Origin of the sequence: Nocardioides hankookensis, from assembly GCF_042658885.1 — a bacterium.
GTDB lineage: Bacteria > Actinomycetota > Actinomycetes > Propionibacteriales > Nocardioidaceae > Nocardioides > Nocardioides hankookensis.
In genome coordinates this window covers 382,120-393,019 of sequence record NZ_JBHSRJ010000008.1, presented here as the reverse complement: position 1 = coordinate 393,019, position 10,900 = coordinate 382,120, and the positions used below count along the sequence as shown (strand labels likewise).

The 10,900-nt window shown below is 71.8% G+C and carries 14 protein-coding genes; 5 read left to right on the top strand and 9 right to left on the bottom strand.

Annotated features, from left to right (window positions below):
* Positions 1–85 precede the first annotated feature (85 nt).
* Positions 86–493, top strand: coding sequence for a hypothetical protein (locus ACFPYL_RS19305; protein ID WP_379158072.1), 408 nt, complete (start codon positions 86–88; stop codon positions 491–493).
* Between the two features lie 36 nt (positions 494–529).
* On the opposite strand, the gene ACFPYL_RS19300 is transcribed toward ACFPYL_RS19305, so the two are convergent.
* The 7 genes from ACFPYL_RS19300 to ACFPYL_RS19270 all read right to left on the bottom strand — a co-directional run bounded on the left by ACFPYL_RS19300 (position 530) and on the right by ACFPYL_RS19270 (position 5,005).
* Complete coding sequence (locus ACFPYL_RS19300; protein WP_379158070.1) at positions 530–973, bottom strand: SRPBCC family protein; 444 nt, start codon at positions 971–973, stop codon at positions 530–532.
* Positions 974–977: 4 nt separating this feature from the next.
* Positions 978–1,337 (bottom strand): ArsR/SmtB family transcription factor, encoded by a 360-nt coding sequence (locus ACFPYL_RS19295; RefSeq protein WP_379158068.1) that lies wholly within the window; start codon positions 1,335–1,337, stop codon positions 978–980.
* Entirely contained in the window at positions 1,334–1,801 is a 468-nt protein-coding gene (locus tag ACFPYL_RS19290; RefSeq protein WP_379158065.1) for an SRPBCC family protein, read from the bottom strand. The genes ACFPYL_RS19295 and ACFPYL_RS19290 overlap by 4 nt, the downstream gene beginning before the upstream one ends.
* An 80-nt stretch (positions 1,802–1,881) precedes the next feature.
* Positions 1,882–2,562 carry a DUF4328 domain-containing protein gene (locus tag ACFPYL_RS19285; protein ID WP_379158062.1) on the bottom strand — a complete coding sequence of 227 codons (681 nt, stop codon included), beginning with the start codon at positions 2,560–2,562 and terminating at the stop codon, positions 1,882–1,884.
* Positions 2,563–2,578: 16 nt separating this feature from the next.
* Positions 2,579–3,247, bottom strand: a complete 669-nt coding sequence (locus tag ACFPYL_RS19280) for a response regulator transcription factor (protein ID WP_379158059.1) — start codon at positions 3,245–3,247, stop codon at positions 2,579–2,581.
* Positions 3,232–4,638 carry a sensor histidine kinase gene (locus tag ACFPYL_RS19275; RefSeq protein WP_379158056.1) on the bottom strand — a complete coding sequence of 469 codons (1,407 nt, stop codon included), beginning with the start codon at positions 4,636–4,638 and terminating at the stop codon, positions 3,232–3,234. The genes ACFPYL_RS19280 and ACFPYL_RS19275 overlap by 16 nt, the downstream gene beginning before the upstream one ends.
* Positions 4,625–5,005: a hypothetical protein gene (locus ACFPYL_RS19270; RefSeq protein WP_379158053.1), complete on the bottom strand. Its 381-nt coding sequence runs from the start codon at positions 5,003–5,005 to the stop codon at positions 4,625–4,627. The genes ACFPYL_RS19275 and ACFPYL_RS19270 overlap by 14 nt, the downstream gene beginning before the upstream one ends.
* An 88-nt stretch (positions 5,006–5,093) precedes the next feature.
* On the opposite strand from ACFPYL_RS19270, the gene ACFPYL_RS19265 reads away from it, so the two are divergent.
* Positions 5,094–6,650, top strand: a complete 1,557-nt coding sequence (locus tag ACFPYL_RS19265) for an AMP-binding protein (protein ID WP_379158050.1) — start codon at positions 5,094–5,096, stop codon at positions 6,648–6,650.
* 87 nt (positions 6,651–6,737) lie between these two features.
* On the opposite strand, the gene mhuD is transcribed toward ACFPYL_RS19265, so the two are convergent.
* The gene (gene mhuD, locus ACFPYL_RS19260) at positions 6,738–7,040 is read right to left on the bottom strand and encodes a mycobilin-forming heme oxygenase MhuD (RefSeq protein WP_379158047.1); all 303 of its coding nucleotides are present in this window, start codon (positions 7,038–7,040) and stop codon (positions 6,738–6,740) included.
* Positions 7,041–7,167: 127 nt separating this feature from the next.
* On the opposite strand from mhuD, the gene ACFPYL_RS19255 reads away from it, so the two are divergent.
* The 3 genes from ACFPYL_RS19255 to ACFPYL_RS19245 are packed head-to-tail and all read left to right on the top strand — an operon-like array spanning position 7,168 to position 10,140.
* Positions 7,168–8,286: a Nif3-like dinuclear metal center hexameric protein gene (locus tag ACFPYL_RS19255; RefSeq protein WP_379158044.1), complete on the top strand. Its 1,119-nt coding sequence runs from the start codon at positions 7,168–7,170 to the stop codon at positions 8,284–8,286.
* Between the two features lie 10 nt (positions 8,287–8,296).
* Entirely contained in the window at positions 8,297–9,040 is a 744-nt protein-coding gene (locus ACFPYL_RS19250; protein ID WP_449289722.1) for a zinc ribbon domain-containing protein, read from the top strand.
* Positions 9,037–10,140, top strand: a complete 1,104-nt coding sequence (locus ACFPYL_RS19245; RefSeq protein WP_379158038.1) for a histidine phosphatase family protein — start codon at positions 9,037–9,039, stop codon at positions 10,138–10,140. Before ACFPYL_RS19250 ends, ACFPYL_RS19245 begins: the two co-directional genes overlap by 4 nt.
* Here ACFPYL_RS19245 and yaaA read toward each other — a convergent pair.
* Entirely contained in the window at positions 10,127–10,885 is a 759-nt protein-coding gene (gene yaaA / locus ACFPYL_RS19240) for a peroxide stress protein YaaA (protein ID WP_379158035.1), read from the bottom strand. The two genes, ACFPYL_RS19245 and yaaA, sit on opposite strands and share 14 nt — an antisense overlap.
* Between the last annotated feature and the right edge of the window lie 15 nt (positions 10,886–10,900).

Genomic DNA, 10,900 nt, shown 5'->3' with positions numbered 1-10,900 from the left:
GAGCTCCCTCATCGGGGGCTCATCGTCACCTCACCGCGCCCCGGAAGGGTCGTCGTCGTAGCAACCACGATGACGAGGAGACACGATGAACAAGCTCACGAGGACCCCTCTGCTCGCGGGAGCCGGCCTGGCAACGGCGGCCCTGGTCACCTGGCAGGGATCTGCTGCCCTGGCCGACCACGGCGCCGACGACCCGGTCACCCCGTCGTCCAGCGCCAGCGCCAGTGCAGCTCCGACGCCGACGACGACGCCCTCGGCGGAGGTCCCGGACGACGACGGGACTGAGCACGACGCCGTTGACGACCACCCGGGTGTCCGCCACCACCGCCATCATGGTCGCCACCACGATGCCCGCCACCACCACGAGGCCGGCGACGACCACGGCGAACGCCGCGGTGACCACCGTGGCCACGGTCGCGGCGGCGACGACGGTGACCACCGCGGTCACCACCACGGTGGCGATGACGACCACGGTGACGACTCGGACGACTGAGTCACCGTCCGAGCCGCCGGGACCGGCGAGCGGCGCTCAGTGCCAGTCGCTGATCATCACGTCGCGCGGGGCAGGAGCGCCCTCGCCGGTCTCGACCAGCTGCTTGAGGCTGAGCAGGTAGGACGCCCACTTGGTGCTGCAGTGGTGCATGAACTCCCCGGGCTCGGCCCAGCCCTCGTGCTTGAACAGCACGATCGTGTAGCCGTCGACCTCGGAGAGGTCGAAGGTGACGTGCGTGCCGACCCACTCGGGCGGCCCGTCGGCGACCTGCCAGTGCACCCGCCTGGCGGGCTCCAGCTCGACCACCTCCATGTCGAAGCCGCCGGGGATGAACCGGAACTCCAGGGTGCCGCCGACGTCGGGGTCGCCCGTCGTCTGGTCGGTCCACCAGCCGGCCAAGCCGTCGACCGTGGTGAGCGCCTCGTAGACCTCCTCGGGCGTCTTCGACTCGACGCCGACGCGGTGCAGGATGTCGACCATTGCCTTACCTCTCTTCCTTCGTGGTGGTGTTCTCGATCGCCTCGGCGATCCGCTTGATGCGCTGCAGCCGGGCGTCCCAGGCCGACCCGACCGCGCTGAGCTGCGCGACGGCGCGCGCGAACTGCTCGTCGTCCACGTGGTACCTCTTCTCCCGCCCGTACGGCGTGGCGTGCACCAGCCCGACCCGGTCGAGCACGCCGAGGTGCTTGGCGACCGCCTGCCGGGTGACCGGCAGCTGCTCGCTCAGCGACGTCGCCGTGCCCGCACCGCCGGCCAGCAGCAGGTCGAGCATCCGGCGCCGGGTCGGGTCGCCGACGGCCGACCAGAGGTCGTCGTCGATGGCCGGACCGACGGTGGGGGTCACGAGCTCGCGACCAGGCTGTCGGCGTACGTGCGCAGCCGCGGGATGAAGTGGTCCCAGCCCTGCACGTGGTCGACGTACGCCGCCTCGAGGACCGCGGCCTCCCAGCCCATCTCGCGGAAGCCGGTCTCGGTCATCCGCAGCGACGTGCCGGAGCTGGTCGGGGTGAGCTCGAAGACGACGAGCAGCGAGTTGCCGACCTCGGCCTCCTCGTCGGTCGCGTGGGTCCACCGGAAGGCGAAGCGCCGCGGCGGGTCGGACTCGACGACGGTCATCGCGACCACGTTGGCCCGCGGGTTCGCCTCGTCGCCCCAGATCAGCTCACCCGAGGCGCCGGGCGCCGACGAGTCGAGGCTGATGTCGTCGGGCCACCACTCCTTGAGGTGCTCCGGGCGGCTGACCACCTCGAACACCACCTCGGGCGAGGCCTGGACGTGGATCTCACGCTCGATGCTTGCGAACTCCATGGGTCTCCCGCTTCCGTTGTGCAACTATTGGTTGCACATGACGGTAGACCGGGTGGGACCTAAATGCAACCTTTGGTTGCTTATGGGGTGACGGCCTCGGCGGCGACCCCGAACGGGGAGTCGGTGACGACGCGGGTCACCGTGCGGAGGACCCGGAGCAGGAGCAGCAGCGAGACGGTCAGCAGCAGCCCGCTCACCAGGTCGATCCAGGCGCCCGAGGCGTAGGAGTCGGCCCGCTGGCCGACGGTGACGCCCGGGCCGTCGGCCTGGGCGTACATCGCGGCGGACAGCCAGCTCACGAACGCGCCGACGACGAGGGTCGTCATCCACCAGCCGAGGGCCGGCCAGCGGGTCACGGGCTCACCCTGTGCGCCCTGGCGGAGGTCGCGGATGATGCCGTAGGGCATGAAGACGCAGAACGGCGGGACCCAGCCCAGGAACGTCCAGCCGGCCCAGTGCTCGGTCCACTCGGAGCTGACCCGGTCGCTGCGGTGCGCGCGGTAGAGCCAGCCGGCGAGCGCCAGGCCGGCGACCAGCTCCACCGCCAGCCCGAGCCGGCCGCTGGCCCGCTTCACCGTGTCGTACTGCTGGGTCGCGTCGGCGATGCCGGTCGTCGCCGTCCACGCGTCGAAGGTGCCGATGCCCCAGACCGCGATGGCCACCGAGGCCAGCTGGAGGAGCAGGACGACCCTGAAGAGCTGGCGCACCACGCCGCCGAAGGCGTACCAGCCACGCCCGAGCCGCGGTTCTGTCGATGACACCGGAGCAGTATGCGGTCTAGCGGTTGAACCGGTAGCCCATTCCGCGAACCGTCGCGATCGAGGTGGGTCCGAGCTTCTTGCGCAGGTAGCCGACGTACACGTCGACGACGTTGGAGCCGGGGTCGAAGTCCATGCCCCAGACCTGGTCGAGCAGCTGCTCGCGGGAGAGCACCTGGCCGGCGTTGACCATGAACATCTCGGCGAGCGCGAACTCACGGGCCGAGAGCTCGACCTGGCGGCCCTCGACGTCGGCGCGCCGGGTGCGTACGTCGAGCCGCACGCCGCCGGACTCCATGACGTCGCCGGGCGCGCGACCGGCGTCGCTGGGCTGGCGCAGCCGGAGCCGGATCCGGGCGAGCAGCTCGGCGAAGCGGAACGGCTTGGGCATGTAGTCGTCGGCGCCGCCCTCGAGCGCCGACACGGTGTCGCCGACGGAGTCGCGGGCGGTGAGCACGATGACAGGGAGCTGGGAGCCCTGCGAGCGGAGCCGGTCGAGCACCTCGAAGCCGTCGAGGCCGGGCAGCCCGATGTCGAGCACCATCAGGTCGAAGTCGTCGCTCAGCGCGTGCTCGAGCCCGTGCCGGCCGTTGCCCACGCAGGTGGTCAGGTGGCCGTCGGCGCGCAGCCCCTTCGCCACGAACGCGGCGATGCGTTCCTCGTCCTCGACGATCAGGATGCGGGCCACTCGTCCTCCAGCGTGGTTCTCGACATGGTCCTGGGCAGGGTCACGACGAACCGGGCGCCCGGTGGTGTGGCGTCCTCCACCGCCACGGTCCCGCCGTGCGCCCGCACGACGGCCCCGACGATGGAGAGGCCCAGACCGAAGCCCTCGTCACCAGGAGGTACGGCGGAGCGCCCGAAACGTTCAAAGATCAGCTCACGGTCCGCGGGCGGGACGCCCGGACCGGTGTCGCGGACCCACAGCCGGGCCTCCGTGTCGGTGACCGCCGAGCCGATCGCGACGGTGTCGCCGTCGCGGGTGTGCTTGACCGCGTTGTCGGCCAGCTGGAGCACGGCCTGGGTCAGCCGCTGCTGGTCGGCGACGATCTTCGCGTCGGCGCTGCCGTCGAGGACCCACTCGCGGTCGCCGAGCCCGCGCGCCTTGGCGACCAGGTCGAGGGTCAGCCCGCCGAGGTCCATTGGCTCGGTGCGCAGGAAGTCGGGCCGGTCGCTCTTGGCGAGCAGGATCAGGTCGCCGACCAGGCGGGACATCCGGTCGATCTCGTCGAGCAGCAGCAGCCGGGTCTCGGCGACGTCGTCCGGGTTGTCGGTGTCGAGCAGCTCGAGGTGGCCGCGCAGCACGGTGAGCGGCGTCTTGAGCTCGTGGCCGGCGTCGTCGAGGAACTCGCGCTGGCCGACGAACGCCGACTCCAGCCGGTCCAGCATGCCGTTGAAGGTCCGGGTCAGCGCCGTCAGGTCGTCGTTGCCGGTGACCGGCAGACGCCGGGAGAGGTCGGTCTCGGAGATCTCGTCGGCCGTGCGCCGCATCGCTCGGAGCGGCGACAGCAGTCGACCCGAGACCCAGAACGCCGTCGCGGTGACGACCAGCAGGACCAGCCCGGCGACGATCGCGTAGGTGCGGATCGTCTCGTGCAGGCCGTCGCGGGCGCGGTCCAGGAACGTGACGACGACCAGGGATCCGCGGCTGTCGCCCTGCTGGACGGTCTGCACATCCACCCCGAGGCGGCCGAACTCGGAGTCGACCTCGGTGCTCCCGTTGGTGTCGACGAGTGGGTTGACGACGTCGCGGATCCAGGCCGAGCCGCTGATCTCGTTCCACGCCGGCGACTGCCCGGTGGGTCGACCGTCCTCCCAGGTGAGCAGCAGCTCGTTGTCGTCGGGCACCTTGCTCTGCAGGAAGTCCCGCAGCATCGGCCCGACGCCTGCCGCGGTGCCCTCCTGGGCACGGGCCGTGAGCTCGGCGAACTCCTGGTCGGTCTGGGTCGCGATCTGCTGGTCCACCCGGCGGGACTCGATCGTGTAGACCACGGCGCCGGCCACGACCAGACCGGCGAGCAGGAGCAGCGCCACGGTCGCGGTGATCCGGACGCGGACCGAGACGCTAGTCCTCGCCACGCCCACCGTGCCCGCTGTGGTCGTCCCCGCCATGACCGTGGCCGCCGTGATCGTCACCCCGGCCACCCCGGTCACCCCGGTCGTCGCGGTCGTCGCGGTCGCCGCCGTGGTCGTCCTCGAGGTCGTCGTACGGCGTGATCACCTCGACGTCGTCATCGTCATCGTCCGACCGTGTCGGAGACGGCGACGGCGTCCTGGTCGGCGTCGCGGTGGACGTCGGAGACCGGGTGGGCTCGGGCTCGCGGATCTGGATCGTCTGCCGCGGCTCGGGGTCGCTCGAGGCGGACGCGGCGAGCGAGCCCGCGACGTACGCCCCCATCGGGACGACGAGGGCGAGCCCGAGCAGGACCTTCCAGACCGTCTTCATGCGGGCACCATCCTCCCCGATCGTGGGGCGACCGTGAGAGCGCGATGAGAGGACTCTCATCCCGCCGGCGGCTGGTTACAGTGGCGACATGATCGTCCCGTTCAGCGTGTCGGACTTCATCGATCGAGCCGTGCAGGTCTACGGCGAGCGGGTGGGCGTCGTCGACGAGCCCGACCAACCGGCGCCGCCGTTGGGCGGCGGCGAGCTCACGTACGCCGAGGTCGGCGCGCTCGCCCGCCGGATGGCGGCCAAGCTCGACGAGCTCGGGCTGGAGGTGGGCGACCGGGTCGCGATCGTGAGCCACAACAGTGCGCGGCTGCTCACGGCGTTCTTCGGGGTCAGCGGCTGGGGTCGCGTCCTGGTGCCGGTGAACTTCCGGCTGCGTCCCGACGAGATCAGCTTCATCGTCGAGCACTCCGGCGCCCGCGTGCTGCTCATCGACCCCGAGCTCGAGGACTCGCTCAAGGGCGTCGAGGCCGAGATCAAGCTGGTGCTCGGTGACGACGACAGCCTGTACGCCGCGGCCGACGCCGAGCCGCGCGCCTGGGAGCCGGACGAGAACGCGACGGCCTGCATCAACTACACGTCGGGCACGACCGCCCGCCCCAAGGGCGTCCAGATCACGCACCGCAACATCTGGGTCAACGCGGTCACGTTCGCGATGCACGCGACGGTCTCGGACCGCGACGTCTACCTGCACACGCTGCCGATGTTCCACGCCAACGGGTGGGGCATGCCCTACGCGATGACCGGCCTGGGCGCGAAGCACATCGTGCTGCGCAAGGTCGACGGCGCCGAGATCCTGCGCCGGGTGCGCGACCACGGCGTGACCGTGATGTGTGCGGCCCCGGCCGTCGCGGCGGCTGTGCTGGAGGCGGCGCAGACCTGGGAGGGTGAGATCCCCGGGCGTGACCGGGTGCGCATCATCATGGCCGGTGCGCCGCCGCCGACGAAGACCGTCGCGCGGGTGCAGGAGGAGCTGGGCTGGGAGTTCATCCAGATCTACGGCCTCACCGAGACCTCGCCGCTGCTGACCTTCAACCGCACCCGCGCCGAGTGGGACGACCTCGACGCCGAGGAGCGGGCGACCAGGCTGACCCGAGCGGGCGCCCCCGCCCTCGGCGTACGGCTGGCGATCTCGGAGGGCGACCCGGAAGAGGGAGGCGGCGAGGTGCTGGCCCGCTCGAACGTCGTCCTCGAGGGCTACTGGGAGCAGCCCGAGGAGAGCAAGCGGGCACTGGCCGACGGGTGGTTCCACACCGGCGACGGCGGGGTCGTCGGCGACGACGGCTACCTGACGATCTCGGACCGCAAGAAGGACGTGATCATCACCGGCGGTGAGAACGTCTCCTCGATCGAGGTCGAGGACGTGATCTTCTCCCACCCCGCGGTCGCCGAGGTCGCGGTCATCGGCATCCCCAGCGAGAAGTGGGGCGAGACGATCATGGCGCTCGTCGTGCTGGCCGACGGGCAGTCGGTGACGGAGGCCGAGCTGATCTCCTGGTGCAAGGAGAAGGCCGCCGGCTACAAGGCCCCGACCGTCGTCGAGTTCCGCGACGAGCTGGCCCGCACGGCGACCGGCAAGCTCCAGAAGTTCAAGCTGCGGGCGCCGTTCTGGGAAGGCCGGGACCGGCAGGTCAACTGAGGGTTCCCAGGGATACCCGGTTCACCGGGTATCCCTGAACTTCTGGGGCATTGCAAAGGCCCAGAAGTTGGGGAAGTGCCCGAGGAGTCAGGGCGCCTGTACGTCGAGGACGACCTCGAACTCCAGCAGCTCGGCGCCGGTGGCGACCGGGTTGGCCCGCTGTCCGGCGTGGGCCGCGGCCGCGCCGCCGCGCCAGGCCGCGAAGGACTCCTCGTCCTCCCAGTGGGTGACGACGAAGTAGCGGTCCTCGCCCTTGACCGGGCGCAGCAGCTGGAAGCCGAGGAAGCCGGGGGAGCCGTCGACCGTGTGGGCGCGGTGGGCGAAGCGCTTCTCGAGCTCCTCGTGCGCGTCGGCCGGGACGGAGATGGCGTTGATCTTCACGACGGACATGCGTCGAGCCTAGCCACGGGCGCAGGACGGCGTCGTACCTGACGTTCGTGCTGTGCGGGAACGCTCCCAACGACGCTGCGGTCAGGTACGACGAGCCCCGGCCGGCGGCGCCAGTAGCCTGACGCCCATGCCTCACCTGTCGGACGTCGTCGACCTGCTGCACGGCTGGTACCCGCCGGAGACCGCCGACTCCTGGGACGCCGTCGGTCTCGTGCACGGCGACCCGGAGCAGCCCGTGGCGAAGGTGATGTTTGCCGTCGACCCCACCCTCAAGGTCGCCCAGGAGGCGGCGGCGTGGGGAGCGGACCTGCTGGTCGTGCACCACCCGCTCTTCCTCAAGCCGGTCCACGGGTTCGCAGCGACGACGCCGAAGGGCCGCACGCTCGCGACCCTGGTCGGCGCCGGCTGTGCGCTGCTGACGGCCCACACCAACGCGGACCAGGCGATCGGCGGGGTCTCCGAGGCGATGGCGGCGGCGCTCGGCCTGACCGACGTCCGCCCGTTGCTCCCGGCGCCGGCGATGTCGATGGACAAGCTGACCGTCTTCGTCCCGGTCGACGACGCCGACCGGCTCCGCGACGTCCTCGCCGAGGCGGGCGCGGGGCGGATCGGCGACTACGACACGGCGTCCTTCTCGACCGCGGGCACGGGCCGGTTCCGGCCGCTCGCGGGCGCCAACCCGACCATCGGCGACGTCGGCCGGCTGGAGGCCGTCGCCGAGGAGCGGGTCGAGGTCGTGCTGCCCCGCCGCCTCCGCAAGTCCGTCGTTGCCGCGATGCTGGCCGCGCACCCCTACGAGACCCCGGCGTACGACCTCGTCGAGCTGGCCGACCCCGGCACCTCCGACACCGGAACGGGCCGGATCGGTACCGTCGAGCCGACGACGCTCGGCGGTTTCGCCGCCACGGTGGCCGCGGCGCTGCCGCCGACGGCGCACGGCGTACGTGTCGGGGGTGACCCGGAGCGCGCCGTACGACGGGTCGCGCTGTGCGGTGGGGCGGGCGACTTCCTGCTCGACACCGTCGCGCGCACCGACGCGGACGTCTACGTGACGAGCGACTTGCGGCACCACCCGGCGGGGGAGTTCTTGGAGCGCGGCGGACCCGCGCTGCTCGACGTGGCGCACTGGGCGGCCGAGTGGACCTGGCTCCCGGTGGTGGAGGCTCGGTTGCGCGAGGCGCTGGGCGATACGGTGGAGACCCGCGTGAGCACCATCTGCACGGACCCCTGGCAGCACCGCATCTGAGGAGACCCCGCTGAAAGCCGATCCCGCCGCCCAACTCAAGCTCCTCGACGTCCAGGAGCTCGACTCCCACGTCGACCAGCTGCGTCACCAGCGGGCCAAGCTGCCCGAGCTCGCGGAGATCGCTGAGCTCACGGCCAAGCGCACGGACGTCGACAACCTGGCGCGCGACGCCCGGATCAGCGTCGACGACCTGACCACCGAGCAGAAGAAGGTCGACCTCGACGTCGAGGCGGTCAAGACGCGCCGCAAGCGCGACCGCGACCGGATGGACCAGGGCCTGATCACCAACCCCAAGGACCTCGAGCGGATGCAGCACGAGCTCGAGTCGCTGGAGCGCCGGATCTCCAGCCTCGAGGACGACGAGCTCGAGGTGATGGAGAAGATCGAGGAGGCCCAGAAGGAGCTCTCCCAGTACGAGGCGATGGTCGCCGAGACCGACGAGCGACTGACGGCGCTGGCCGTGGCCCGCGACGAGAAGGTCGCCGCGATCGACGAGCAGCTCCAGGACCTGGCGGCCCGGCGCGGCCCCGCCGGCGAGGGCCTGCCGGACGACCTCGTGGCGCTCTACCAGCGGCTGCGCGAGCAGAAGGGCGGCGTCGGCGCCGCCGCGCTGCGCGCCCGCACGTGCACCGGCTGCCAGCTGACCCTCGACTCGGTCGAGCTCAGCCGGATCAAGGCGCTCCCCGAGGACGAGGTCGTCCGCTGCGAGGAGTGCAACCGGATCCTCGTGCGCACCTCCGAGTCGGGGCTGTGACCCTGCCCCGACCCACGAAGGTCCTGATCCAGGCCGACGGCGGCTCGCGCGGCAACCCCGGTCCCGCGGCGTACGGCGCGGTGCTCACCGACGCCGAGACCGGCGAGGTGCTCGGCGAGGACGGCAGCACGATCGGGGTGGCGAGCAACAACGTCGCGGAGTACTCCGGCCTGGTCGCCGGGCTCCGGCTGGCCGCCGCGCTCGCCCCCGGCGCCGAGGTCGAGGTGCGGATGGACTCCAAGCTCGTCGTCGAGCAGATGTCCGGGCGCTGGAAGATCAAGCACCCGGACATGCAGGCGCTGGCCGAGGAGGCCCGAGAGCTCGCGCCCGCAGGCACGACGTACACCTGGATCCCGCGGGAGCAGAACAAGCACGCCGACCGGCTCGTCAACGAGGCACTCGACGGCAAGCGCGCGCCGCGGCCGGAGCCGAAGGTGCGCGCGTGGGGGCCGCCGAGCGTGCCGACCACCGTCATCCTGGTGCGTCACGGCGTCACCCCGCACACCGTCGACAAGAGGTTCTCCGGCGGCCTCGCGAGCGCCAACCCGGGCCTCAGCGACGACGGCAAGGACCAGATCCGCGCGGTCGCCGACTGGCTGGGCCTGCTCGCCGACCGGATCGACGCCGTGATCGCCTCGCCCGTGCGCCGCACGCTGGAGTCCGCCGAGATCATCGCCGAGGCGCTCGGCCGCGAGGTCGAGGTGGAGCCCGGCTTCGCCGAGATGGAGTTCGGCACCTGGGACGGGATGACCTTCGCCGAGGTCGGCGAACGCTTCCCCGACGACCTCAAGGCGTGGCTGGGCTCGCTCGACGTGGCGCCCGGCGGGGGAGAGTCCTTCCGCGTCGTCGAGGAGCGGGTGCTCGCCGGCCTGGAGCGCGTCCTCGAGGCGTACGCCGGCCGGACGGTCGTCGTGGTCAGCCACGTGACCCCGATCAAGACGCTCGTCGCGCACGCGCTCGACGCGCCGCTCGACGCCGTCTACCGGATGGAGCTCACGCCCGCGTCCGTGACCGTCCTCAACTGGTACGACGACCGACCCTCGATGCGCCTCTACAACGCCCTGCCGCCCGGCCACGACCCGCTCGCTACACCTCGCTGACGACCACGTCGAGGCGTCCGCCGTCGAGCTCCACCGTCCAGCCGAGGTCGCGCAGTGCGTCAGCGAGCCTGGCCTGCGTGCGGGGGTCGGCGCCGCTCTCGAGCAGCGCCCGCACGATCCGGCCCTTGGTCGCCTTGTTGAAGTGGCTGACGACCTTCCGCTGGCCCTGGTGCTCGTGCAGCACCCGCACGGTCGCGACCTTCACCTCCGGCGTCGGCCGCCAGAAGGCGCCGTACATGCCGCTGCGCAGGTCGACGAGCAGCCCGCGCCCGACCGCCGCGGTCGCGACCGGGCCGAGGTGCTCGCGCCAGACGCCGGCGACCGGTCCGAGGCCGGGGAGGGAGGCGTCGCCGGAGAGGCGGTACGCCGGGATCCGGTCGCTCGGCCGGACCAGCCCGAAGAGGCTCGAGGTCACCGCCAGTCGCGCCGTGGCCCGCCGCCGGGCGGCCGTGGAGAGCGTCGAGACGTCGAGGGCGTCGTACAGGACGCCGGAGTAGACCTGGTCGGCCCGCGCGGTGGCGCTGGACCGCAGCGAGCGGTTGAGCGTGACGAGGTCGAGCTGGGTGCTGCCGATGCCGAGGGTCTTCGCGGCGACGTCCGGGTCGCCCTCGCAGAGCTCGACGAGCGCGTCCAGGACCCGCTCGCGCGGCTCGGTCAGCGCGGGGAAGTCGAGGGCGGCGAGGTCGAGCGGCTTGCCGCGACGCGGCGCGGACTTGCCCTCGCTGGGCGGCAACAGGATCAGCACGCAGTTATGGTGCCG